Genomic DNA, 23,166 nt, shown 5'->3' on the forward strand with positions numbered 1-23,166 from the left:
AATAGCTATTTAATAGGCCTGTATCAGTTGCCATTTCCTTTTTTATTCATAGTTTGTATGAAGGAGTGATAGCAATGCAAAACCGTAATAATCAAAATATTAAGGTCATTGATGTTTCTCATCACAATGGAACAATTGATTGGGCAAAAGTGGCTTCGGATGGTGTAAAAGGCGCGTATATTAAATTAACAGAAGGCACAACCTTCTTAGATAAAAAATCATACGATAATTATATAGGAGCGAAAAATGTAGGTTTACGTGTAGGCTTTTATCACTTTGCTCATGCTGATAATGATCCTATTGCAGAAGTTAATTTCTTTTTAAATAAGTTGGGCAGCATGAAGGTTGATTTGCCTCATTGCTTAGATTTGGAAGAAAACAAAGGGAAAACAAAAGCGCAGGTCACAGCCTTTGCAGTTAGATGGATGGAGTATATTGAAAAGAAAACAAGCATCACACCTATTCTTTACACGGGATATAGTTTTATTAAATCCAACTTTACAAGCGCTGTAGCAAAATATCCGCTATGGGTAGCCCGGTACAGTGGAAGTAACGGTTCTAAGGGGTTTGCTAATCCGGGGAATACAGCGATTTGGAATAGATGGGCTATGTTCCAATATACAGATCAAGGAAAGGTAAAAGGAATTAACGGAAATGTTGATATTAACGAAATGGATCTCGATTTCTTTAATAATATTAATACAGGTGTTACGGTGGTGGAAAATAATAAGCCATCAGCACAATTACAGCAAGGTGATAGCGGACTAGCTGTAAAAGAACTGCAGCAAAATTTAACTAAATTAGGATTTGACCTTTCTCAACACGGAACCGATGGTCAATATGGAAATGAAACTACTGCAGCTGTTAAAGCTTTTCAAGAAAAGTATGGATTAACGTCAACTGGAAAAGCTGATGAAAAAACATTGGTTAAAATGATGGAATTGCTTAAAGGTATAAGTAATCCTATAGAAGAATCATTACCGAAGGTTACTTCACTGGGAGATAAATATTCTTTCCAAGTAAAGGCGAAGAAGGATATTGAGGTCTATAAGTATGCGAATGTAACAGAGAATTTCAGAACTATAAAAAAAGATACGATATTTAGCGTATATGGCTATACGTATGCAGCATGGGCTGTGCCAGGTGGATTTGTGCAAATAAAAGATGTAGAACCTATCTCAGTTACAATTAAAACAGGTGGATTAAGTAAAGACATGGAAGCGGAATTCCGTGCTTTCTTAAAAAATGAAGGAATTGACAGTGAATTACATGTAAATGCAATAGGTAATCCATCAGCTGAAATCACAGCAGCTGGACTAGATTTTGTAAAAGTTAAGCAGTTTTTAGATAAAAAAGGCTGGTATTATAAACAATAAAACCCCGCTCTTCGGAGTGGGATTTTGTCTTGGGATTTAATAAAAAAGATAGCAGACATCAATTAAGTAATTAAAATATGTTCTAAATAATAAAAGGAGTGGTAACCAAAAAGATTCTATGTATAGTTCACCTGTAGCAGTCATATTTTTAGTCAACAGCTCATGGAGGGTGAATGAATATGAAAAATACGCAGATTCGAATTGAAACACTGTCCTACCACTACGAAAGCATTATGGTGAATGACGAAGTAGAGCGTGCGATAAAAAGTATTGAAGTGACGTATCGAGTATATAAACATAACCATGTTTTAAACGGACATGTAGTACTTTCAGGAGAAGAGATTTACGATCTTCAGCAGCTGACTCACGCAGTGGCTGGGAAAATAAAAGCAGAATTAGAAACTACATAAAAAAGCAGCGCCTTTCTTTAATCTTGGTTTAAGATTTAAAGAAAGGCGCTGCTTTTTTATTAATTATTAATTAAACTGCAAAAAGAAGAAATTAAAGTATGTTCTAAATAAAATATATAAATAAAACACATAGCATCTAAGAGAATTCCTTAAAACATACACATTACCTTTGCATTGTGAACTTTGTCTCTTTTACCACTACTTTTCTTTTACTATGTGTAAGCAACACGCCGCATAACGTAATGATGCTTCCAACAATGGAAGCTGCACTCGGGATATCTTTTAAAAGCAGCCACGCTAAGAAAAAGGACAGCGCAGGAGTTAAGTAAAGAGAAATGGCAGCTTCAGCAGAACCTATACGCGATGTCAGATAAGCGAGTACCATATAGGGAATAACGGTTGGAAATAATCCTAAATATATCACGCTTATTGCTGATCTGACAGAGATATGTGCAAGTTCCGTTTCTAACCCAGGTAAAAAAACAAGCATAGAAATTGTAGCTCCCCAAATACTGTACGTCACAAAAGAAAGGAAACCATACTTTTTCAATAAATTTTTTTGACATACTATATAGATGCTTTCTGCAAGGGCAGCTAGCAGAATCAGTAAGATTCCATTAACTGAGTGTACAAAATTCTCTTTGCTGAAGGTTAAAAGTGCAACACCTGCAAAGCTTACTGCAGATCCAACCCATTTTCTTTTTCCGAACTCCTCCTGAAAAAGAAAAATAGCTAAAAGCGAAGAAAAAATAGGAGTAGTCGAGACCAGTAAACTCGCAATACCCGCACTCACCGTTTTTTCCCCAATGTTTAATGCCGTGTGATATACGGTAAAACCTAAAAAACCGAGTGCTAAAAGAAATGGAATATCTTTTATATCAGGCAAGCGCATGTGTGTGGCTATTGCAATAACTAACAGCACTAAAGAAGCAATACTTAACCGAACAAAAGCGAGGTGCTGAGGAGAAAACGATTCTAGTCCTATTTGAATAACTGGAAATGCTGAAGCCCATAAGCTAATCATCAGTATATGTAAGAACACCAGACTAAACGTTAATTTCATGTCTATTCATCTCCATTTTTCATTTTTAATCCAACCAGTGTCTATTGCGGTTCCCATGTTAATAAACATTTGATAAAATGTCTTCAACCAGTTTAAAAGCAATTAACCCAACCACTTTAAAAACAGGAGTAAATGTATGAATCAAGAGAACAGTGCGAGTTATCCAAAATACAAGCAAATCATTGATTTTATGAAAGAGAAAATTGCGCGTGGAGAATGGCCGATTGGAAGTAAAATTCCTAGTCAGCGAAAGCTTGCTGTTATGTTCGATGTTAACCGAAGTACGGTCATCACGGCATTAGAGGAATTAACAGCGGACGGTTTAATTGAAGGTAAGATGGGAAAGGGAACAATCGTTATAAATAATACATGGACGCTTTTGGCTACGACTCCGCCCGATTGGAATGTTCATGTGAAATCAGGTATGCATCGTCCGAGTCAAGCAATGGTACAAGATATTAATGAATCCGAATTTAACTCAAACCTTATTCAATTAAGCAAAGGAGAGCTTTCACCTGACATATTCCCTAAAGATAAAATGAAATACGCTATGGAAAAAGTAGCAAAAAACATGGAGGTTCTGGGGTACGAAGAACCAAAGGGGTATTTTCCTTTACGAAAAGAGTTAAGTGCGTATATGAAAACAATGGGGATTGAATCTTCTCCAGATTCTATTTTAATTGTTTCCGGCGCTCTTCAAGCTCTTCAGCTTATTTCAATTGGACTGCTACAAAAGAACTCTTCGGTTTTGCTAGAAAAACCTTCTTATCTATACTCTTTACATGTATTTCAATCAGCTGGAATGAAACTCAAAGGTCTTTCTATGGATGAGGAAGGAATAAAAGTAACAGCTATAAAACGCGCCGACCCTCAAGAAGGGCAAGCTATTTTATATACAAATCCATGTTTCCATAACCCAACGGGAACATTAATGTCCCAAAAAAGGCGTTACGATTTGCTGAAAGAATGTGAGGAACATCAGCTTCCTATTATTGAAGATGATTTATACCGCGAATTATGGCTAAATAAACAGCCTCCGTCGCCATTAAAAGCTTTAGATAAAAATGGACACGTGTTATATGTTAGCAGTCTTTCTAAAACATTAAGCCCGGGATTACGTATCGGATGGATAGTCGGCCCAGAACCAGTCATTGAGCGTTTGGCGGATATTAAAATGCAAACAGATTATGGATCCAGCTCATTGTCTCAAAGAGTGGCAGCAGAATGGTTTGAAAATGGCTTATATCAACTGCATATGGAAACGGTACGAACGGAATTGCGAACAAGAAGAAAAGTTATGCTGAATGCTTTAGAAACATATGCAGAAGATATAGCAACATGGACGAATCCTGAAGGAGGTTTTTTTATATGGGTGCATATTCAACCTTCTATTTCAATGAAATCTTTATACTCTCGTGCTTTAAAAAGAGGAATATTGCTTAATTCTGGGAGTATCTATGCACAAGAAACCGGCAGTTATCTTCGGCTTTCTTACGCCTATGCTTCTTTACCAGATATCGATAGAAGCATTAAAATTCTTGCTGAACTTATTCGGGAATTGCAAGTATAGTAAAAAAAGGAGTAGTGGATTACCCACTATTCCTTTTTATTTGTATCAAACTCTTCTTCCTATAAAAAACTCCAACTAACAACTGACTATATATTACCGTCTATAAATACATGTTATTTTTTATGATAAAAATAAGTTAAGAAGACTTTTAATTTGCTTTCTGCACGTTTTACATGTAAATCGTGAATGGTTTTAACTACGTAATCATTATCAAACATTTTCAACACCTCAATTATTGTTAAATTTTCTGTTTGTTATAGTTTATGAAATAATCAGACGCATATCATCCGCCATCAGCTGTAACTTTGCGGTTCATCTTTTACAACTAAAGGCTGAAATTTACGCTCATGATTGAACGCACGAATAACAGGATATGCAAAAAAATGAAAAGTGTGCACGTTTTGTTTTAAAAAAGCTATATCTTTAAAAAAAGAAAATTGTCACACACATTTATGAATATGTATCTACTAAGTAAGAAGACTTTTTTAGTTGGTGGGATTGAAGGTGAAAAAGATGGATGAATTATTTAAAGATCTTGATGTGTACAGGACGCAAGAAGAAATGAAGCAGTATTTTGAACATACGCAGCAAATGATTCATCAAAACAGAGAATATATAAAATTAGCTCGACTTAAAAAAGGGCGTTTCAAAAAGTTTTTTGAAGAGTTTTATCCGCTTTATTGCTTCAGCCAATCTTCCTATTGTCCGAGGAATTCAAAATTGAAGCTTATTATTGGAAGTCAAGGATACGACGGATTAATTCTTCAGCCGGATGGTACTGAAAAACGAATTGAAATTACTTCTTACAAAGATGGGAAACTGGAATTTGAAGATGCACAGAGGGTGAATTCAGGAAATTTTGCTCTACCCCGTATCCAGACGGAAGGTTCTGTAGAAGAGTATATAGAAAAAGTGCTAGAAAACATCCAAAAAAAGAGCAAAAAAGATTACAGTGGAGCATCGATTCTATTTGTTGTACACACGTTTCATTATTTTGAAGCCTACGGAAAAAGTTCAGCTGCCTTTATTCGTACCTTAAAAAAAGAAATGAAGAATACTGATTTTCGAGCGGATGAAATTTATTTATTGGAATTAAATCAGCCAGAAAGTGAAAGTGTTAAGCAAAACATTCATTTCATTAAATAAGAAGACACGCTGTAGATGTTGAGGCGTGTCTTCTTTTCTGATAACAGAACTCTCTTAATACAGGTGGATAATTTTGAAAATTACAACAATTAAGTGCTATAATTCAAGTATGAATATGCATTCAGAGGAGGAAAATCAATGGATTTAGCTTATAGAGATAAAGCTTACGAATATGCCAAAAGATTCGAATCTAGCTATGACGATTATGATGAACGGTATAAGTTGCACAATAATCCGACGGTGTGGCGATTTATGCCGCTGTCTGATTTTCAAGATTTACTGGAAACCAATGCGCTTTTTTTCGCAAAACCTGATGCATTTTCGGACCCCCTTGAAGGATGCTCTTCAATGTGGAACATAGAAGAGTTAAGAAAAAAAGGCGAACGTCATAACCGTACCTCTAGAACCTATATAAGAAAAATCCATGAATTTTCTGCTGTTTCATCCTGGCATATCAATGATTACGAAGCCGCTGGAATGTGGGATCTATATTTAAAGGGGAATGATGGCGTAGCTATTAAAACCACCTATGAAAATTTATTGTGCAGTATTAAAGATTTACGCTATAAAATCTTCTCTGGCAAAGTGCAGTACATAGACTTCCAAAAAGAAATGGTCAGTCACTCTGTATATGACACGTTATTTTACAAGCGTAAATCCTATCAGCATGAAAATGAATTGAGGCTTGTTATTGTAGCAAGTCGTATACACGCTTGGAAACTGCAAAAGCTATTCGAAATTCAAGGTATTTCCGCAAATCAATGGCAAAAACGAATGGATATCCTTGAAAAAAGATCGTATGAGTTTTCTCATGAGCATGGTAACCTCCTTACATGTAATTTACATCAGCTTATCAATGAAATTTACGTGTCCCCAAGAAGCGCTCAAAGCTGTGTAGATGAAGTAAAAGCCCTTGCTAAAAAACACGGACTCGCTTATAAAAAGGTCACTCAGTCCGACTTGTATAGGGACTATATTTATTAAATGTTTATGTTATTTGAAAACAGGTAAATCAGTAGTAAAAGATGTTTTCAAGGAGGAATACTATCATGCCTTACAATTCATTAAAAGAACTGCCGGATGGAGTAAGAGATAATCTTCCTCATCACGCTCAGGAAATTTATAAAGAAGCATTCAATTCAGCAAGTGATGAATACCAAGAAGAAGCTACCGCTCACAAAGTTGCTTGGAACGCGGTGAAAACGAAGTACAAAAAAGATGATAATGACAACTGGGTGAAAAAATAGTGACAAAAGAGCCTAACCATAATGGAATTATTATTTTTTGAAAAAATCTCCCAATTAGGTTTCAATTATTTTTTCGAGGGTATACATTCTATGTAAGGCCAATACAAGAAAGGAGAGACTGTACACATGCATTGTTTTACAGCGACTTCAAGAAACGTATTGAGCACCTTAGAAGGAAGATTTGTTTTGATTACAAAAGGCACACTGGTAAACAATCGTTATACTAAGTGCTAGGCTGTCTAATTCAGACAGAATACTCGACTATTCAAACATAACATTCAGTATAAAAAGAAGATGCGTGCTAAGCGCATCTTCTTTTTTATTGACTCTATTTTCCCTCCCTTTTTGTACTTCGTCTTATTTTTACGCATAAAGTAATAAAAAGGAGGGGGTTATGCTGTTTGATTATGAACAGGAGTTAACGATTCACAGAAAAGATGCTACTCAAAAGACTGCAGCGACTAATGCTGAGACTTATAAAAACATAGACTGGGAACAAGTGAAAGTAGAACAAAATCTTGCGGATTACCAAGCTCTTGTACGCGTACCTTTTCCTCTGATTTTCAAAAAAAATCAGCTGTATCCTGTATGGGATTTAAGAAAGTACGCTTTTTTATTTGAACAATCTACACCTGCTACTGTCCACCCTAAACTGTGGGAACAAGGAAAATTAAATGTACAAGCCGGCTTATATCAAGTAACTGAAAATATCTTTCAAGTAAGAGGCTTTGATATGGCTAATATTACATTTGTTAAAGGGAAAACGGGATGGATTGTTATTGATTGCTTGACGTCAAAAGAAACAGCAGAAGAAGCACTTAAACTAGTAAACCAGCACTGCGGTAAACACTCTATCAAAGCCGTTATCTTCTCTCATTCGCATATAGACCATTACGGCGGAGTTCTAGGGATATTACCTGACTCAACACAAAATAAAAATAGTAAAGTTTATGCTCCTGCTGGGTTTATGGACGCAGTTATCGATGAAAACGTCACGGCGGCAACAGCAATGACACGAAGAAGTCAATACATGTACGGTATTCGACTGCGACGCGATGAAAAAGGCTTAATTGACAACGGTATCGGAAAAGAAATTTCGTTTGGAACAATTACGCTTATTAAAGGAATAGAAGAAATTCGCCCTTCCCAACATCATTCTTATGTAAGTAAAGAAATTGACGGCGTTTCATTTCAGTTTCAGCTTACGCCCGGAACGGAAGCGCCTGCTGAAATGAACATCTATATTCCTAGTGAAAAGTCTCTGTGTATTGCAGAAAACTGTACGGCCACTCAGCACAACCTCTATACGCTCAGAGGAGCAAAAGTAAGAGACGCAGCAGCATGGGCAAGATACTTGCAGCAAGCAATCGATTTATTTGGCCAAGAACTAACAACTGTATTTGGGGTACATAATTGGCCAAGGTTCGGAAACGAGTCGTGTATTACCTATATCGAAAATCAACGAGATGTTTATCAATATATTCATGATCAAACATTAAGGCTCATGAATCAAGGATATACCATTGATCACGTCGGCCGAATGATGAAGCTGCCAGAAAGCCTATCTCACGAGTGGTATACCAACGGTTTTTATGGAACGGTTAACCACAACGCAAAAGCGGTTTATCAGCGCTATATGGGCTGGTATAACAGCAATCCTGTAGATTTAAATAAACTGTTTCCTGAAGAGTCAGCTAAGAAGTATGTAGAGTATATGGGTGGAGCGGACAACATTGTCAAAAAAGCGCAGCGCTGTTTTCAACAAGGCGACTATCAATGGGTAGCTGAAGTGACCAAACAAGTTATTTATGCTGATCCTCACCATGTAAAGGCAAAACTTTTATGTGCAGACGCGCTTGAACAATTAGGGTATATAGCGGAATCTGGCCCTTGGCGAAATGAATATTTAACAGGAGCCAAAGAACTTCGTTTAGGTAATATACCGCTGCCTGCCAACATTATCACAAAAGAAGTATGGGATACACTTCCTTTAAAAAATATTTTAGAACTATTTAGCATTCGCGTAGATGGATTAAAGGCAGGTGCATGTAACTATCGTATATTGTTTGTAATACCAGATCGTAATGAAGTAGCTCTCACAGAACTTAAGCATGGAATCTTTAGGTATCTCGGAGATACGCGAAAGAAAGCTGAGGTGATGGTAACGATGTGGCAAGATACCTTATATCGACTCACAACTACAAATGATCACTCTTATAGCTCGGTCATATTTGTTCAAGGAGATAAATCAAAATGGGATTTCTTTTTGTCTTGTCAGGATTCTGTCGATCCAAACTTTAATATTGTGACACCTGTTTCTGAAAAATAGAGTATCTGATTACAGCTCAGAAAGCACATCGTTGACTTTTTGTTCAAAGCAGCTGTCGCATGTGAATATTTCTTTTTCTTGAAAAGATGTTAGCCTTTCTCCGCAGATGGAACAGCATTCTATACAGTGATTGTTTTGCTCTTGTTCTTTTCTTTCATTTAACATAGCACTTTCCTCCTTTGCAGTATAAATAGTTTGTCTTATTTCTTTAAGTATATACTAATATCAGCCTATGCAGGGAATATAAGGCTTGCTAATACAGATTATTTATAATATAAAAGCGTTGTTAAGCAGCAGAAATTGGCACAGGAATTGCATGTTAAATCGTTGAGAAAATTCAATGATTAATATGGGGTGAACAGAATGTCCATTACAAAAACAACTAGTGAATTAAAAAAAGAACAGCAGCAAGAACAGGAATCACTTAATTTATTTTTATCTACTCAAACGGTTATTCAAGAAGCGCTTCAAAAGCTAGGCTATGGTGAAGAAGTATACCATTTATTGAAAGAACCGCTGCGCATGATGACGGTTCGCATTCCGGTTAAAATGGATAACGGATCGGTAAAAGTCTTCACCGGCTACCGCTCTCAGCATAATGATGCTGTCGGTCCTACTAAAGGAGGCGTACGCTTTCATCCTGAAGTAAATGAAGAGGAAGTGAAGGCATTATCTATTTGGATGAGCTTAAAATGCGGAATTGTCGACCTTCCGTACGGCGGCGGTAAAGGCGGAATTGTATGCGACCCAAGAAACATGTCTTTTGGTGAACTAGAACGACTCAGCCGCGGCTATGTAAGAGCCATCAGTCAAATAGTTGGGCCTACTAAAGATATTCCTGCACCGGATGTCTATACAAACTCTCAAATTATGGCGTGGATGATGGATGAATATAGCCGACTGCGTGAGTTCGATTCTCCTGGTTTTATTACCGGAAAACCTATCGTACTCGGAGGATCTCAAGGACGCGAAACTGCAACGGCTAAAGGAGTAACCATTTGTATAGAAGAAGCTGTTAAAAAGAAAAACCTTAACTTGCAAGAAGCGCGAATTATTATTCAAGGCTTCGGAAATGCCGGCAGTTTTCTCGCTAAGTTCATGCATGATGCAGGAGCAAAAGTAATTGGCATTTCAGATGCATACGGAGCTCTTTATGATCCGCTTGGTCTTGATATTGATTACCTGCTTGATCGACGCGACAGTTTTGGTACCGTCACGAATTTATTTACAAATGTAATGACAAACGAAGAACTATTAGAAAAAGAATGTGATATTTTAGTGCCCGCAGCCATTTCGAATCAAATTACGGTTCGCAACGCTCATCGCATTAAAGCTTCTATTGTAGTCGAAGCAGCGAACGGACCGACTACGCTTGAGGCCACGCGTATTTTAGATGAAAAAGGCGTGCTTTTAGTGCCAGATATTTTAGCGAGTGCTGGAGGCGTAACGGTTTCATACTTCGAATGGGTGCAAAATAATCAAGGCTACTACTGGTCTGAAGAGGAAGTAGCTTACAAATTACGCAAGGTAATGGTGGATTCATTTGAGACGATCTATCAAATCTCTCAAGAAAATGACGTAGATATGAGACTTGCTGCTTACATGGCAGGAATCAAAAAATCAGCTGAAGCTTCTCGTTTCCGCGGCTGGGTATAAGATGAAAAAACGATTTGGACTCTATGTTCCAAATCGTTTTTTATTTACCGGAACTGCCAAATAATTAAAAGAAAAACTGCTAAAAAAACAAACACGCTTAAAAAATTGGCATATTCATCGTTACCTAATTGATAATCAAAACATTTGACAGTGAGAATGATTTTCAATTATTCTATATATAAGATATATACATACCTATACTAATAAATTGAATGCAGAAAAGGAGACAAAAAGCATGAGCGTATTAGATATTATTAAAGCCAGAAGAACGATTGGGGCTATGCAAGACAAAGACGTATCAGAAAATGCTATTAACCTTATGTTAGAAGCCGGCACTTGGGCTCCTAACCATAAAAAGACAGAGCCTTGGAAGTTCCGAGTGTTTACAGGGGATTCACGCGTTCGGTTAGGAGACGAAATGGAACGTATTATGAAGCAAAAAACTGGTCACTTAAGTGAAGAAGAAGCGTTGAAAAAAACAACAAAAGCAAAAAAAGGACCGCTTCGCGCTCCTGTCATTATTGCTGTAGCAGTAAGTCCTTCTGGAAAAGTGCCTGAAATTGAAGAAATCTCTGCCGTAGCAGCAGGCATACAAAATATGCTATTAGTAGCGGAAGAACAAGGTTTGGCTACAATTTGGAGAACCGGTGAAATTGTCTATCAGTCAGAACTGAATGACTTTTTATCTCTAGAAGATGGCGATAAGCTCTTAGGCTTAATTTACGTCGGACATCCTAATAAAGAACCTTCATCAAAACGTATTCCATATCAAGATAAAACGATTTGGTATCGTTAAAAGGTTCTTTCTGTGTTTCTATAAATAAAAGGCAGCAGCTCATAAGTTGAGCTGTTGCCTTTTTTATTGTTTTTGAAAAGTGGCATTAAGTTGCGCTTTTATTAGCTTACCTGCAGCAGTTATTTTTAGTATCTTATGGAGAACTTCTCTGGTTTCCGTAACTACTAGTCAAAACAAAATAGGAATTGTCTGTGTTCAGTCTTCTTTTCGAAGACCAAAATAATAGGTACATGCCAAACCGAAGATAATGGGCGGCAAAAGAAAGACGATCATTTAACGGTCACCTTCCTTTCGGATGATTGAACGTCTACTTTCTGCATTGGGGTAGCAGTGTTGACAAAGAAGATGCCTTTTAACTTTGAATATTCCATCAATACTAATAGCAAGCTCATTGCAAGCAGCGGAACACACGCCACTTTGGCAGGAATGTTGAAACAATAGTTAAGGACGGTGATGTTGGCAATAATGGGGAGAAAAATAATGTTCCCTAGTGTTGCGGTACGCGGAATTACCAATAACAACGCAGCTAATAATTCGCCAGCAGCAATAAAATAGTTGTAGAAATCAGAATACCCAAAGAAATACCACGCCAGTTTCATCGCAGAATCTTTTGTGGAATCAAACACGAAATCGCCTGTTATAAATTGTCCTGGGTAGATTTTGGCCATTCCATAAATAAGAAACGTAATGGCCATGGTCCACCTTAGGGTCGCAAGAATACTTAAACGAAATTTCTCTTTTGTTGATAAACGCATTGTTTTCCTCCATTTGTATGCTTAGTCCAAAAATCGCATTTTAGTTTCAGGGGTTGGCAACATGCATGACGTTTGTTTTCCAAACCACTTATACCGATTACGTGCAATGAAACGATAGAATGGGTTTCGAATGAATGCGGGAACAAGTCGGAAACACGTCATCAGTTGAATGGGCCCCCGAAGCCGGCGGACAATATGTAGGATGGCCGTAGACTCTGTGTAAAGATTCCCGTTCATAAGAAGAATGACCGACTGAAGCGGTGGGTCCTCGTAGTTATGCTGACTCAGCAAGGTTTCAGCAGTATCGGATTGAAGCGATGCAAAACGAAACAGAGCACGTGAATCCCGCTTGATGACAAATTGAACCCATTGATTGCAAACACCATCAAATAGAATAATAGGATGGTGTGATGGGTTTAGGGGCATGACTTCTCTAACCTTCCTTTTTTATGAATATTTACTAAATTTTAATCAAAAACAAAATGAAGCGTCTAATCAAAATACTGTAGGAATTGTATCTAGAAAAGGGCGTTAATTGTTTTAGGGAGTTTAAAGTACTCAAATTCACTTTTTTTATAAGTGACGTAACGAAGATTCTGGAGTGAAAATTTTATAAGAAAGAGGGAAGTAATGGACGTTCAAAAGGTAGCAAACTTATTTTTGATTTTTATCTTAATTGCAGCAGGCATTTCATTGATAATTGGCTTTGTTGTTGCTGTGAGAAGTACAAACTATAAGAAGGGATATATAAGTACTTTTATATCCAGTGTTTTCTTTTTAATACTTATTGTGAGCTGGTATGATAAAGCATCTTCAAACGTTTTTATGGGGACAATACCTTGGATTTTAAATGTTATTGCCGTCATTATTGTATTACCACTGTACGTGTTAGTTGCTCGCTTTATATTTAAAAAGGTTACAAAAGGACAAAAAGGAACAAAGGAAAAGATTATTGGTTAAATTACTTTCTTTCATCGTTTTTTCTAATCTTCATGATTTTAAATAAATGAAGATACACAAAATCTTTTTTTATCAATATCCTGTTAGAGAAAGTGATTGATATCATTTTCTGTAAAGGAGAGAACGTCTATGATTAAAGTTAACCAACAAATTGTGAAAATAAGTGATCTAAATAATAGTTCGTTAACAAAAGAAAAAGCAGACATTTTAAAACAGATGGATGCCTATAGGGAAGTGTATGAGTATGCTACATTTGACCAGCTTGATTTTGATGTATCTGTTAAATTACAAATTATTGAATCGTCTGTGTTGCTGCGCAAAAGCGGTGCCAGGTTTGCTACATTTGCACGTTCTAGGTGTAACGAAAAGTATTGGAAAAGAACCGATAACGGAGGATTTCAGCTACTGCCTACCGTTTCTCCTCATCAGGCCATCGATGATATTTTTTACAACGGACACGAATATGCGTTTGAGTGCGCGACGGCTGTTATCATCATCTTTTACAAAGCTGTATTAAATAATATTGGAAAAGCAAACTTTAACAGGCTTTTTGCTGATCTTTACTTACACGATTGGCAATATGATGAAGATCTTGAGCTCCATGGTTATAAAGGATCTGACTACTTGCCCGGAGACTGTGCGTATTTTAAAAATCCTGATTATAACCCTGATACTCCCCAGTGGAAAGGTGAAAACACAATTGTATTAGATGAAACTCTATATTTTGGTCATGGAATTGGAATTACGACGCGGGAAAGAATTATTGAAGTGTTAAATTTAAAGAGAAAAGACGACGCAAAGCAATCAGCTTACCTGTCAGATGAAATTGTCAGGCTTCACACCGCTCACCTCAGTTATTTTGCAGTTAGATACGAACCCGTTGTTTGGTACGACAGAAACAGCGCTATTATTTCCACTATTGGGTCGATTACGTATGTAGCTTGATTGATCAAAGGTTTGATACTTTGGTCTTTTTTTGTAAAAAGGAAAGAATTACATGAAGGTAAATTTGAGAATTCAAAAGGATTTTATGTATAAAAGAAGAATCCATTTAATACACAGGTCTTAAAACTAAAAGGAAAGGAGGAGATTCCCATTAAAAATCGTGATAAAAGACGCAAGAGAAAACGCGGCGCATTAAAAGATTATCTAAAAAATAAGCTAGGTCAGCTAAAACCGAAGCCAAACAAAGGACCTGTCTCAAATTTGAAGTCTTCTGCTTAAAACATCCCCCTAGTTTTTATATAGGGGGATGTTTCTTTTGAGTTTTCTTTTATTTTCAGCTTTAACTGTTATGAGTGGCATTTAAGGGATAATTTGTGCACAATAGACATTGAATAGTTTATCTAATACGACAACGTAAGGAGAGATTAGACGATGGAAAACATGATTTTAAAACATATGGACGTTGTAAGAGGAATTACGATTAGTATCCTCGAAAAAACAACAGAAGAGGCAGCGGACATCACACCAAAAGGATTCAATAACAATATCCGCTGGAATCTTGGACACATTGCCTTTATTCAAGAAAAACTTGTGTTTGGCTTAGCTGGTGAAGCGATGCAAACGCCCGAGAGTTATGAAAGCTTTTTCGGCGCAGGAACAAAACCTGCCGATTGGACGGAGGCTGCTCCTTCTCTTGAAGAAATTGCGAATGTGTTGAAAGATCAAGCACATCGTATTAAAGAGTTCATGCCTCAGCAGTTTGACAAACAGTTGATCACACCTTTTACAAACAAAGCGGGCATCAACTTTACAACAGTTGGTGAAACGTTTTTATTCAGCTTTTATCACGAAGCGATGCATGTAGAAACGATTAAGCAAATTGGGAAAGCTGCAGCTGCACAATAAGGAAATAAAAAAGAATAAATCACATATTCTTTATAACTATTTTACATAGCGCCTATGCATATACTAATCTATACAGCGCATAAGATGTAACATGAGCTGCTTTTCCTAATGCAGTTCGCAAGGAGGTGACAACGTGAAATTTCTTTCAGGTTTAACGACTCTTCTTGTGATTTTAGGCGGTTTAAATTGGTTAGCTGTAGCATTAGGCGTGAATGTAGTAGAAGAGCTATTTGGCTCTTGGGATTGGTTAGTAACAACGATTTATTGGTTAGTTGGCCTGTCTGCTCTTTATCAAATTTTTGATAAGTTCTTCGGAACGGGAGCGAGTGTCAAAAGCAAAGCGCTATAATAAATATTATTTTTTATTATCTCTTTAGGGAGTTTGAATGTATATTCAAACTCCCTTTTTCATGGATAAAAGACGTGACATCCTTACAAAATACGGTAAAATAAGGTAATAACTAAAAAATAGGAGGAATGAGATGGAGCTTTGGGGTGTAGTACCTATCTTAGTGTTTGGAGTTCTTTATATAGGAATCATTGCTGGTATTATAGCTGTTATCGTTATAGTTTTAAAGCGAATGAAAGAGAGAAATCAATATTTACGTGACATACGGGATGAACTGAGAAATCAAAACAGAGCAACTATAGCAGAAAATAAAGAGTAGAAGAGGGTTTAATAGATGAAGAAACGTGTACTTCCTATATTTTTTATCGTAAATCTTTTTTTTATTTACTGTTTATTATTTAATCAAGGATACATTTTTCAGCTAAAGAATCTACCTTACATATGGGCTATTTATTTACTTCTTGGCACCTGTTTAGCTTTTTATTATATGCTGCGATACAAACAAAAAAAAGACGGACAGGTGTTGCTTTCAATCGGCATTTTAACTACAAGCATTAGTTCACTTGGCTGTTTAGGTTTCTTTTACTTCTTTTATCACGCGATGGGCGGATAAGAGAGAGCACCACAAGCAGGGACTTCAGTGAAAGTCTCTGCTTTTTATATGTGGATCTATTGTATAATAGAAAAAAAGAAATGAATGCAGGAGGGGAACTATGCGAATTGTTTCGCTTTGTCCAAGCAATACAGAACTAATAGCGTATTTAAAATGTGAGCATTTGCTCGTAGCAATAGATGATTATTCCGATTGGCCGCAGTCTATTCAAGGTCTGCCGCGTTTAGGTCCCGATTTATCTATTAATATGGACGCGGTGGAAGAAGCTAAACCCGATTTAGTCCTAGCATCACTAAGCGTTCCTGGAATGGAGCGAAATATTGAAGAACTAAAAAAACGAAAGCTTCCTTATGTTGTATATAATCCTAATTCGCTAGAAGATATCCGTCAAAATCTACAGGATTTAGGTCAGCGATTAAACATTGAAACAAAAGCAGCTGAACTGTTAAAGCGTTATGATCAGTTTCTTTCTACATATAAAGGGATTGCAAATCAAATTGATGAAAAAGCCACTGTATACTGGGAATGGTGGCCAAAACCTGTCTTTACTCCTGGCAAAGCAAACTGGCTGACTGAAATTAGTGAGTTAGCGGGAGGAGAAAATATATTTGCTGATCATAAAGAAGCAAATGTACAGAGTGATTGGGAAGAAGTGCTCAAACGAAATCCACTTCATGTGTGTTTGGCTTGGGTGGGCGTACAGACAAACAAAGTGAATCCAACGATTTTACACAAGAGACCGAACTGGTCTGACATGTCTGCCATAAAAGAACATCGCGTATATGTACTAGAAGAATGGCTGTATTGTCGTCCTTCACCTAGGTTGCTGTTAGGGTTAAAAAAACTCGCGCCGCTTCTTCATCCAGATACGTTTCCTGCATTTGACGGTAAGGACCCCTTATTATAAGAAAAAGGAGCCATACATATGAAAGATATAAAACAAATAAAACATACCCTTCAACACCGCTATCCTTTTTTACTTGTTGATCGCATCTTAGAGCAAGAAGAAGGAAAGCTTGCGGTAGGAATCAAACAAGTAACAGCAAATGAACCTTTTTTCAAAGGCCACTTTCCCGACTATATGGTAATGCCAGGGGTACTTATTGTAGAAGCTCTTGCTCAGCTCGGTGGATTTGCCATGGCTGCGGATGACCAACAAAAAGGAAGACTTGCTTTTTTAGCAGGAATAGACGAATGTCGTTTTAAGCGTCAAGTAAGGCCAGGAGATACACTGCGTTTAGAATTTGAGGTCCTCAAGCAGCGCGGAAAGATTGTAAGAGGAAAAGGAAAAGCATTTGTAGACAGCGAGTTAGCTTGTGAAGCGGTCATTACCTTTGCTCTTGATATATAAAAGCAAGTGTATTGAAGGAAACCGCTTTATGGCATAAGGGCTTTTTTTGTAAATACCTTAGTCAAACTTCCTTTTGATGAAAGAAGAAACCGGGTATAGAAGAAAAAAGGGAGAGGGGAGAATGCGGTGAGAACATTAACGGAAGTTGTTGTATTACTCACACTATTGGGTACGTATATAGGCATTTCACTACTTGTCTACAAACGGAAAAGAACGAATCCGTTTTTCTACAGTATTTACTTTTATTTAGCTACCAGTGTCATTTTGATTTGCTTGGTTATCTTTTGGCTTCAGCTTCGTTTTGGACTCACTGATAAGCAAGTAGGAGGATTGCTTATCAGTGTGGTTGCATTCTTTTTACTTATTTATGGGTTGTTAAAAACAAAACAAAAAGACAGGTAGCCGATGCTATCTGCTTTTATTTATATTCATGTTATATATTTTTATCAATTGTAGTGTCAATTGAATGGATCTCTTCATATACTAAAGATAACAGCTTTCTTTTGCAGGTTAGTTGACATCGTAGCTTACAACTCGCTATTCTTTTGATAATTCATTTTGTGAAAGGAAGTGGACGTATGGATGCATCCCGTATTATAGCTAAGTTAGAAAATCGGATACCGACAATTCTTGGGATGGAGCAGTTTTCTCGCTTCGGTATTCTTGTTCCGCTTATTGAAAAACAAGGGGAACTACATGTTTTATTTGAGGTAAGAGCGCTCGATTTACGAAGACAGCCCGGAGAAATTTGTTTTCCAGGAGGGCGTGTCGAGAAGACGGATGCAGACGAAAAAGAAACGGCTATCCGTGAAACATCCGAGGAGTTAGGGATTACGCCTGAATCTATTCAGCAAGTACAAGCTTTAGATTATATTGTTTCTCAATTCGGAACAATCATTTATCCTTATGTAGGTTTTATTGATGAGTCGCTTGAACTTCGACCGAATCCTTCGGAAGTAGCAGAAGTATTTACCGTGCCTCTTTCTTTTTTCCAACGTACCGAACCTGATATACACAATATCCATTTCAGGGTAGAACCCGAACATAATTTTCCTTATGACGCGATTATTGGTGGTGAAAATTATAATTGGCAAACAAGAGAGATGGAAGAACATTTTTATTACTATGAAGATCGAGTCATATGGGGACTGACAGCAAAAGTGATTTATCATTTAGTACATGTATTAAATGATAAATAAAAAGCAGCGAATACGTATTCGCTGCTTTTTTTATATTAAATAGATTGAATAGCCTCTGCGATAGGCGTATCGCCTGAAACTAAATCAAAAGAACGTCCGAATGTATGATCTTCACTTAACGTTTCCACTACCACACGCGCTACATCTTCGCGAGGAATGGATCCGCGCTCTTTGTTCTCCCCAGCATCTACACGTCCTGTTCCTGGTTCGTTTAACAATCCGCCTGGTCGAACAATTGTATATGTTAATCCGCTTGCTTCTAAGATTTTATCCGCGTAATGTTTGGCTACATAGTAAGGAATTAGTGAAGTATTCCAGTTTTCACGGTGATGTGCTTGAAGTGCGCTTACCATCACAAATCGTTTAATACCTAAATTTTCTGCAGCTTCCATCGCTTTTACCGCACCGTCTAAATCAATTAAAAGTGTCTTATCATGGCCTGTATTTCCGCCTGATCCTGCGCTAAAGATAACGGCGTCACAGCCTTTCATCACTTCCTTAATTTCATGTACAGTGCCTTCTAAGCTTGCAAAAGCCGTTTCGATACCTCTTGCCTCAAGTTCTTTTGCTTGTTCTTCTTTACGAACCATCGCACGTACAGTGTGCACATCACTTTCATTCAAAATGTTTACAATATGTTTGCCTACTTGACCATTCGCACCAATTACAAGAACTTTCATGTCTAAATTTGCTCCTTTCAAATCCAAATGCTTATATATTATTGTTTCATATTCACCGTTTTCATTCAATAAATGAGCTCAAAATCCGGTGAATAAGGGGAAAGTAAGAAAATATATTAAAAAAATGAAAAACAAGAAATAAAAACTAATTTACAAACAAAAAAAGGAAAAAAATAGTTCGTTAAACCCAGTGTCTGAACTATTTAAATTTTGTAAAATTTTCTCAAACCCTTGGTAATACAACACTTCTTAAAAACAGTATCTCTTTTAACATTTCCCGATACAACCTATATAAACACATTTTGATAATTTTAAACTTTTACTTCGGAAAAATTTTTTGTTATTATGTTTTAGTCATTAAAATATTCATAAACGAAATATTTAGTCCGAGCGGACAAAGGAGAGGATAAAATGAACACATTACAATACTTAGTCGCAGAACGTGCAGAGATTTCTCCTCAACATGAAGCACTAGTTGAACATAATGAACGTTATACATTTAATGAATTTCATGAAAAAGTAAATCAATTGTCTCATTACTTCTTAGAGAAAGGAATTCAAAAAGGAGACCGTATTGGTGTTTTAGCTCATACAAGCATTGCTTACCCAGTCGTTACAATGGGGATTTTACAAGTGGGAGCAGTCGTTGTTCCATTAAGTAAGAGCATGACACCTTATGAGCTTGATAGCATTATTACGAGCGGACAGTTAAAAGCGATTATCCACCACAATGAATTTACGTCTGTATTAGAAAAAGCGGAACAAACGGATGGACTTAGTTTTACGTTAAAAATTGAGGATGCAAAAGAATTTACAACTCAATTCTCAGCGTATAACACAAACACACCAGAAGCACTTCCTGAAGTACTTCCTGAAGATCTAGCATTGATGATGTTCACATCAGGTACAACAGGTAAGTCAAAAGGATGTATGATTGCACACGGATCGGTAAGTGCCTTTTTAAATTCTGGCGGACAGGAAGAACGTGCAAATATTGATAAAAGCATGCGCTATTTGTTTGTTCATCCATTCTTCCACATGAGTTCGATGAGCATTTTATTTATGTGCATTAACACAGGAAACACAATGGTATGTTCTGAAGAAACAGATCCAGCTAAAGTAATTGAAGTAATTGAAAAAGAAAACATTAAAATGCTGTTTGCACTACCACCTGCATTAAAATACATTGTAGAAGAGCTTGAAAAAGGAGATCACTATGATTTCCCTCTAAAACTTGCTGTGTCAGGCGGAACAAAAGTATCAGAGTCTTTAATTGAACAATATGATCGTAACGGAATGATTTTAGCTCAAGGGTACGGAAGCACAGAAGCTTGGATTATCAGTTCATGGCATCCTCAAATGGGATGGAAGAAAGTAAGCTCTGCTGGAAAACCTGCTCCACATGTGGAAGTTAAAATTGTAGACCCCGAAACACGTCAAGAAGTTCCAACTGGAGAAAAAGGTGAAGTACTTGTACGAAGCCCTTATCTATTTAAAGGCTACTGGCAAAACGAAGAAGCAACAAACGCTGTCTTACAAGATGGCTGGCTAGCGATGGGCGATGCAGGTCGATTAGATGAAGACGGATTTCTTTACATTGAAGGACGCTATAAAGATGTAATTGTATATGGAGGAGACAACATCTACCCAGATCAAGTAGAAGAAGTTGTCCTAGCAGCAGATGGTGTGTTAGAAGCGACAGTTGTCGGCATGCCTGATGATGTGTACGGCGAAGTTCCATATGCATTTGTTGTTAAACAAGAAGCATCTGCTTTAACTGAAGAAGATGTAGTGAACTTCTGTAAAGAACGATTAGCACCATATAAAGTGCCAACTGTTGTATTTGTTTCATCACTTCCTAAAAACAGCGTAGGAAAAGTGTTGAAAAACGAAGTGAAAAAACAAGCCTTAGCACACGCATAATAAAAAAGCGGCCTTTATAGCCGCTTTTTTTATATTTATTGCTGTAATTTTTGAGATATTTTTTTCATAATGTGAAAGTATTGATCTCTTTCTTCTTCTGATAAGTGTGAAAGTAAATCTGACCAAAAATCGACACGAGTAGCTTGCAATATTTCGACAACTTTTTCGCCTTTTTCCGTCAACTCTACCCACACACTTCGGCGGTTTTGCTTTTTATAAATACGATTCACAAGCTCATCATCTTCTAATTGATTTAATACAATGGTGATAGCACCAGGTGAGAGTCCAAGTACTTTTGTGATATCGCTAACAATACAGCTTTTTTTATCGTGAATGGTCTTTAAGATTGCTTCTTTTGTTGAAGTTAAATGGTAGGGAAGCAAATCATATTTCTCACCGATTACGGTGTTTTTATATTTTAAAAGAGCTTCTTTTACATGATCTATACTTTCTAGCTGATGACTAATCTCTTCTTTGCTATAACGTTCAGTCAAGCGTAAATCCTCCTCATAAAACAAATTCCATTTTTACCATTATACCATGTATAATGCCCATAGAAAAATGAACAACACCGCGAAAATTGTCAGAAAAATTTTAAAATAATTACCATAATTCGTTAAAAAATCCTTGTTTTCGTGCTATTATATATAAGAATAGTAATAACAGGAAACGCATACAACATTTGTTTTCTATTGAGTTCATAAGAAAAAATGGGGTCTATGAACATCATTCCGCTTTACCTCATGTGTTGAACAAAGAAAAAAATATAAAAAATGGTGATTATTCACTTTGGCAGATCGTCTTTTATAGGATGTTTGTATAAAATGAATGTATACATATTTTTATAGAAAAAACATATTGAGGTAAAGCCGAGATATGGGGGGATTCAATTACATGAAGAAAGTCTTAGGAGCGCTTTTGCTTGGCGCTACAATTGTAAGTGCGTTTATTGCGTACAGCATGTATACCAATCATTCTGCAAAGCAAACAGCCGCGATAGAACAAAAACAAGCAGCGAAAAAAGCAGAAAAAAAGACTGAGAAAAAGAAAAAACCAGTCCTTAAAATCGAAGACCTAACGTATCAGCTGAAAGATTCCCGCACAGGAAAAGTAATGAAAGAATTCAAGCCGGTTCATTACAAGGATAAAGACGTATACGACCAAGAAATTAAGCAATTAGCGTCTGAGCTGGCAAAAGGGATCGACACGCCTATGCAAAACATAAAAATGGATGCAAATGGATCGTTAACCGGCGGGTCCAAACAAATCATTTTAAAAGAAGCAGAGCTTGTTAAAAATCTGCAGAACTTAAATACGAAACAATTGGATGTAAAGGTTCCGATTTACGAAACCGCTCCAAATGTAACGGCAGCATCTGCTCAAGGGATCGCTGATGTATCGCTAGCTTCGTATTCTACACGTTTTCGTCCAAGTGATACAAGTCGAAACAGAAATGTTCAGCTATCCGCAGAAGCGATTAACAACGTTGTATTAGGTCCTGGAGATTCATTTTCTTATAATCAAACAGTTGGGGAGCGCACAGCAGAAAGAGGCTATCAGCCTGCTCCTGAAATCATCAACAAACAGCTGGTGATGGGAATTGGCGGAGGGATCTGCCAAACATCTTCTACGCTATTTAATGCTATTGACGGCGCTGGTCTTCAAGTGACAGCTAGGTCTCACCATTCAAAACATGTAGGTTATGTACCTGCAGGAAGAGATGCAACCGTATCGTGGGGAGGACCTGATTTTAAGTTCACAAACAACAAAGATTACCCTGTCATCATTAAAGCGTACGCAAACGTAAATACCGGTGTTTTAACGGTAGATGTCCGTACTTCACAGCATGCTATCTAATAAAAAAGACGTATCCTAACAGATACGTCTTTTTT

Annotated in this window: 27 protein-coding genes; 21 read left to right on the forward strand and 6 right to left on the reverse strand. The window is 37.0% G+C overall.

Annotated features, from left to right (window positions below; all coding sequences use genetic code 11):
• Positions 1 to 74 precede the first annotated feature (74 nt).
• Positions 75 to 1,376, forward strand: coding sequence for a GH25 family lysozyme (locus tag JNUCC25_RS12310; protein ID WP_064471692.1), 1,302 nt, complete (start codon positions 75 to 77; stop codon positions 1,374 to 1,376).
• 179 nt (positions 1,377 to 1,555) lie between these two features.
• Positions 1,556 to 1,786 carry a hypothetical protein gene (locus JNUCC25_RS12315; protein WP_223268904.1) on the forward strand — a complete coding sequence of 77 codons (231 nt, stop codon included), beginning with the start codon at positions 1,556 to 1,558 and terminating at the stop codon, positions 1,784 to 1,786.
• A 163-nt stretch (positions 1,787 to 1,949) separates the two neighbouring features.
• Here the strand turns inward: JNUCC25_RS12315 and JNUCC25_RS12320 are convergent, their stop codons facing one another.
• On the reverse strand, positions 1,950 to 2,849 hold the full coding sequence (locus tag JNUCC25_RS12320; RefSeq protein ID WP_029321870.1) for a DMT family transporter: 900 nt from the start codon (positions 2,847 to 2,849) through the stop codon (positions 1,950 to 1,952).
• 136 nt (positions 2,850 to 2,985) lie between these two features.
• Here JNUCC25_RS12320 and pdxR point away from each other — a divergent pair, with 136 nt between their 5' ends.
• From pdxR to JNUCC25_RS12345, 5 genes are all read left to right on the forward strand, one after another.
• Complete coding sequence (pdxR, locus tag JNUCC25_RS12325; protein ID WP_064471693.1) at positions 2,986 to 4,419, forward strand: MocR-like pyridoxine biosynthesis transcription factor PdxR; 1,434 nt, start codon at positions 2,986 to 2,988, stop codon at positions 4,417 to 4,419.
• 513 nt (positions 4,420 to 4,932) lie between these two features.
• A complete protein-coding gene (locus tag JNUCC25_RS12330; protein ID WP_013057129.1) occupies positions 4,933 to 5,565 on the forward strand; it encodes a hypothetical protein in 633 nt (210 codons plus the stop codon).
• 138 nt (positions 5,566 to 5,703) lie between these two features.
• Positions 5,704 to 6,549: a DUF2971 domain-containing protein gene (locus tag JNUCC25_RS12335; protein ID WP_013057130.1), complete on the forward strand. Its 846-nt coding sequence runs from the start codon at positions 5,704 to 5,706 to the stop codon at positions 6,547 to 6,549.
• 65 nt (positions 6,550 to 6,614) lie between these two features.
• On the forward strand, positions 6,615 to 6,812 hold the full coding sequence (locus JNUCC25_RS12340) for a ChaB family protein (protein ID WP_013057131.1): 198 nt from the start codon (positions 6,615 to 6,617) through the stop codon (positions 6,810 to 6,812).
• A gap of 394 nt (positions 6,813 to 7,206) precedes the next feature.
• Positions 7,207 to 9,141 (forward strand): alkyl/aryl-sulfatase, encoded by a 1,935-nt coding sequence (locus JNUCC25_RS12345; protein WP_064471694.1) that lies wholly within the window; start codon positions 7,207 to 7,209, stop codon positions 9,139 to 9,141.
• Between the two features lie 9 nt (positions 9,142 to 9,150).
• Here the strand turns inward: JNUCC25_RS12345 and JNUCC25_RS12350 are convergent, their stop codons facing one another.
• Positions 9,151 to 9,306 (reverse strand): hypothetical protein, encoded by a 156-nt coding sequence (locus JNUCC25_RS12350; RefSeq protein WP_181160217.1) that lies wholly within the window; start codon positions 9,304 to 9,306, stop codon positions 9,151 to 9,153.
• Positions 9,307 to 9,504: 198 nt separating this feature from the next.
• Between JNUCC25_RS12350 and JNUCC25_RS12355 the strand changes: the two genes are divergently transcribed.
• Positions 9,505 to 10,797, forward strand: a complete 1,293-nt coding sequence (locus JNUCC25_RS12355; protein WP_064471695.1) for a Glu/Leu/Phe/Val family dehydrogenase — start codon at positions 9,505 to 9,507, stop codon at positions 10,795 to 10,797.
• Between the two features lie 235 nt (positions 10,798 to 11,032).
• Complete coding sequence (locus JNUCC25_RS12360; RefSeq protein WP_078081857.1) at positions 11,033 to 11,593, forward strand: nitroreductase family protein; 561 nt, start codon at positions 11,033 to 11,035, stop codon at positions 11,591 to 11,593.
• 269 nt (positions 11,594 to 11,862) lie between these two features.
• Here JNUCC25_RS12360 and JNUCC25_RS12365 read toward each other — a convergent pair whose 3' ends face one another.
• On the reverse strand, positions 11,863 to 12,348 hold the full coding sequence (locus JNUCC25_RS12365; RefSeq protein ID WP_064471697.1) for a hypothetical protein: 486 nt from the start codon (positions 12,346 to 12,348) through the stop codon (positions 11,863 to 11,865).
• A 21-nt stretch (positions 12,349 to 12,369) separates the two neighbouring features.
• Positions 12,370 to 12,774, reverse strand: a complete 405-nt coding sequence (locus tag JNUCC25_RS12370) for a thiol-disulfide oxidoreductase DCC family protein (protein ID WP_140456821.1) — start codon at positions 12,772 to 12,774, stop codon at positions 12,370 to 12,372.
• 204 nt (positions 12,775 to 12,978) lie between these two features.
• Between JNUCC25_RS12370 and JNUCC25_RS12375 the strand changes: the two genes are divergently transcribed.
• The 10 genes from JNUCC25_RS12375 to JNUCC25_RS12420 all read left to right on the forward strand — a co-directional run bounded on the left by JNUCC25_RS12375 (position 12,979) and on the right by JNUCC25_RS12420 (position 18,671).
• Positions 12,979 to 13,308, forward strand: coding sequence for a hypothetical protein (locus JNUCC25_RS12375; RefSeq protein WP_013057143.1), 330 nt, complete (start codon positions 12,979 to 12,981; stop codon positions 13,306 to 13,308).
• 129 nt (positions 13,309 to 13,437) lie between these two features.
• On the forward strand, positions 13,438 to 14,253 hold the full coding sequence (locus JNUCC25_RS12380) for a protein-glutamine gamma-glutamyltransferase (RefSeq protein ID WP_013057144.1): 816 nt from the start codon (positions 13,438 to 13,440) through the stop codon (positions 14,251 to 14,253).
• Between the two features lie 432 nt (positions 14,254 to 14,685).
• Positions 14,686 to 15,159, forward strand: coding sequence for a DinB family protein (locus tag JNUCC25_RS12385; protein WP_098277892.1), 474 nt, complete (start codon positions 14,686 to 14,688; stop codon positions 15,157 to 15,159).
• Positions 15,160 to 15,292: 133 nt separating this feature from the next.
• A complete protein-coding gene (locus tag JNUCC25_RS12390; RefSeq protein ID WP_013057146.1) occupies positions 15,293 to 15,508 on the forward strand; it encodes a DUF378 domain-containing protein in 216 nt (71 codons plus the stop codon).
• Positions 15,509 to 15,641: 133 nt separating this feature from the next.
• On the forward strand, positions 15,642 to 15,827 hold the full coding sequence (locus tag JNUCC25_RS12395; RefSeq protein ID WP_013057147.1) for a hypothetical protein: 186 nt from the start codon (positions 15,642 to 15,644) through the stop codon (positions 15,825 to 15,827).
• A 15-nt stretch (positions 15,828 to 15,842) separates the two neighbouring features.
• On the forward strand, positions 15,843 to 16,121 hold the full coding sequence (locus tag JNUCC25_RS12400) for a hypothetical protein (protein WP_013057148.1): 279 nt from the start codon (positions 15,843 to 15,845) through the stop codon (positions 16,119 to 16,121).
• A gap of 100 nt (positions 16,122 to 16,221) precedes the next feature.
• Positions 16,222 to 17,028 (forward strand): cobalamin-binding protein, encoded by an 807-nt coding sequence (locus JNUCC25_RS12405; protein ID WP_013057149.1) that lies wholly within the window; start codon positions 16,222 to 16,224, stop codon positions 17,026 to 17,028.
• An 18-nt stretch (positions 17,029 to 17,046) separates the two neighbouring features.
• Positions 17,047 to 17,472: a 3-hydroxyacyl-ACP dehydratase FabZ gene (gene fabZ / locus JNUCC25_RS12410; RefSeq protein ID WP_013057150.1), complete on the forward strand. Its 426-nt coding sequence runs from the start codon at positions 17,047 to 17,049 to the stop codon at positions 17,470 to 17,472.
• Positions 17,473 to 17,598: 126 nt separating this feature from the next.
• Positions 17,599 to 17,874 (forward strand): hypothetical protein, encoded by a 276-nt coding sequence (locus JNUCC25_RS12415; RefSeq protein WP_016764214.1) that lies wholly within the window; start codon positions 17,599 to 17,601, stop codon positions 17,872 to 17,874.
• Between the two features lie 176 nt (positions 17,875 to 18,050).
• Positions 18,051 to 18,671 (forward strand): NUDIX hydrolase, encoded by a 621-nt coding sequence (locus JNUCC25_RS12420; RefSeq protein ID WP_013057152.1) that lies wholly within the window; start codon positions 18,051 to 18,053, stop codon positions 18,669 to 18,671.
• A gap of 35 nt (positions 18,672 to 18,706) precedes the next feature.
• Here JNUCC25_RS12420 and JNUCC25_RS12425 read toward each other — a convergent pair whose 3' ends face one another.
• A complete protein-coding gene (locus tag JNUCC25_RS12425; protein WP_098526480.1) occupies positions 18,707 to 19,351 on the reverse strand; it encodes an SDR family oxidoreductase in 645 nt (214 codons plus the stop codon).
• Positions 19,352 to 19,762: 411 nt separating this feature from the next.
• Here JNUCC25_RS12425 and JNUCC25_RS12430 point away from each other — a divergent pair, with 411 nt between their 5' ends.
• Positions 19,763 to 21,274, forward strand: a complete 1,512-nt coding sequence (locus JNUCC25_RS12430; RefSeq protein ID WP_029321906.1) for a class I adenylate-forming enzyme family protein — start codon at positions 19,763 to 19,765, stop codon at positions 21,272 to 21,274.
• Between the two features lie 35 nt (positions 21,275 to 21,309).
• On the opposite strand, the gene JNUCC25_RS12435 is transcribed toward JNUCC25_RS12430, so the two are convergent.
• Complete coding sequence (locus JNUCC25_RS12435; RefSeq protein ID WP_013057155.1) at positions 21,310 to 21,768, reverse strand: MarR family winged helix-turn-helix transcriptional regulator; 459 nt, start codon at positions 21,766 to 21,768, stop codon at positions 21,310 to 21,312.
• Positions 21,769 to 22,168: 400 nt separating this feature from the next.
• Here JNUCC25_RS12435 and JNUCC25_RS12440 point away from each other — a divergent pair, with 400 nt between their 5' ends.
• Positions 22,169 to 23,131, forward strand: a complete 963-nt coding sequence (locus JNUCC25_RS12440) for a VanW family protein (RefSeq protein WP_013057156.1) — start codon at positions 22,169 to 22,171, stop codon at positions 23,129 to 23,131.
• Positions 23,132 to 23,166: the final 35 nt, after the last annotated feature.

It is taken from the genome of Priestia sp. JNUCC 25, from assembly GCF_053667915.1.

Bases quoted from the DNA above. Each gene is read 5' to 3' on its own strand.
- JNUCC25_RS12360 (WP_078081857.1), top strand. From the start codon at position 11,033: ATGAGCGTATTAGATATTATTAAAGCCAGAAGAACGATTGGGGCTATG.
- JNUCC25_RS12400 (WP_013057148.1), top strand. From the start codon at position 15,843: ATGAAGAAACGTGTACTTCCTATATTTTTTATCGTAAATCTTTTTTTT.
- JNUCC25_RS12330 (WP_013057129.1), top strand. From the start codon at position 4,933: ATGGATGAATTATTTAAAGATCTTGATGTGTACAGGACGCAAGAAGAA.
- JNUCC25_RS12335 (WP_013057130.1), top strand. From the start codon at position 5,704: ATGGATTTAGCTTATAGAGATAAAGCTTACGAATATGCCAAAAGATTC.
- fabZ (WP_013057150.1), top strand. From the start codon at position 17,047: ATGAAAGATATAAAACAAATAAAACATACCCTTCAACACCGCTATCCT.
- JNUCC25_RS12315 (WP_223268904.1), top strand. From the start codon at position 1,556: ATGAAAAATACGCAGATTCGAATTGAAACACTGTCCTACCACTACGAA.
- JNUCC25_RS12440 (WP_013057156.1), top strand. From the start codon at position 22,169: ATGAAGAAAGTCTTAGGAGCGCTTTTGCTTGGCGCTACAATTGTAAGT.
- JNUCC25_RS12395 (WP_013057147.1), top strand. From the start codon at position 15,642: ATGGAGCTTTGGGGTGTAGTACCTATCTTAGTGTTTGGAGTTCTTTAT.
- JNUCC25_RS12430 (WP_029321906.1), top strand. From the start codon at position 19,763: ATGAACACATTACAATACTTAGTCGCAGAACGTGCAGAGATTTCTCCT.
- JNUCC25_RS12320 (WP_029321870.1), bottom strand. From the start codon at position 2,849: ATGAAATTAACGTTTAGTCTGGTGTTCTTACATATACTGATGATTAGC.
- JNUCC25_RS12345 (WP_064471694.1), top strand. From the start codon at position 7,207: ATGCTGTTTGATTATGAACAGGAGTTAACGATTCACAGAAAAGATGCT.
- JNUCC25_RS12425 (WP_098526480.1), bottom strand. From the start codon at position 19,351: ATGAAAGTTCTTGTAATTGGTGCGAATGGTCAAGTAGGCAAACATATT.
- JNUCC25_RS12355 (WP_064471695.1), top strand. From the start codon at position 9,505: ATGTCCATTACAAAAACAACTAGTGAATTAAAAAAAGAACAGCAGCAA.
- JNUCC25_RS12340 (WP_013057131.1), top strand. From the start codon at position 6,615: ATGCCTTACAATTCATTAAAAGAACTGCCGGATGGAGTAAGAGATAAT.
- JNUCC25_RS12365 (WP_064471697.1), bottom strand. From the start codon at position 12,348: ATGCGTTTATCAACAAAAGAGAAATTTCGTTTAAGTATTCTTGCGACC.
- JNUCC25_RS12370 (WP_140456821.1), bottom strand. From the start codon at position 12,774: ATGCCCCTAAACCCATCACACCATCCTATTATTCTATTTGATGGTGTT.
- JNUCC25_RS12385 (WP_098277892.1), top strand. From the start codon at position 14,686: ATGGAAAACATGATTTTAAAACATATGGACGTTGTAAGAGGAATTACG.
- JNUCC25_RS12380 (WP_013057144.1), top strand. From the start codon at position 13,438: ATGATTAAAGTTAACCAACAAATTGTGAAAATAAGTGATCTAAATAAT.
- JNUCC25_RS12310 (WP_064471692.1), top strand. From the start codon at position 75: ATGCAAAACCGTAATAATCAAAATATTAAGGTCATTGATGTTTCTCAT.
- JNUCC25_RS12375 (WP_013057143.1), top strand. From the start codon at position 12,979: ATGGACGTTCAAAAGGTAGCAAACTTATTTTTGATTTTTATCTTAATT.
- JNUCC25_RS12405 (WP_013057149.1), top strand. From the start codon at position 16,222: ATGCGAATTGTTTCGCTTTGTCCAAGCAATACAGAACTAATAGCGTAT.
- JNUCC25_RS12420 (WP_013057152.1), top strand. From the start codon at position 18,051: ATGGATGCATCCCGTATTATAGCTAAGTTAGAAAATCGGATACCGACA.
- JNUCC25_RS12350 (WP_181160217.1), bottom strand. From the start codon at position 9,306: ATGTTAAATGAAAGAAAAGAACAAGAGCAAAACAATCACTGTATAGAA.
- pdxR (WP_064471693.1), top strand. From the start codon at position 2,986: ATGAATCAAGAGAACAGTGCGAGTTATCCAAAATACAAGCAAATCATT.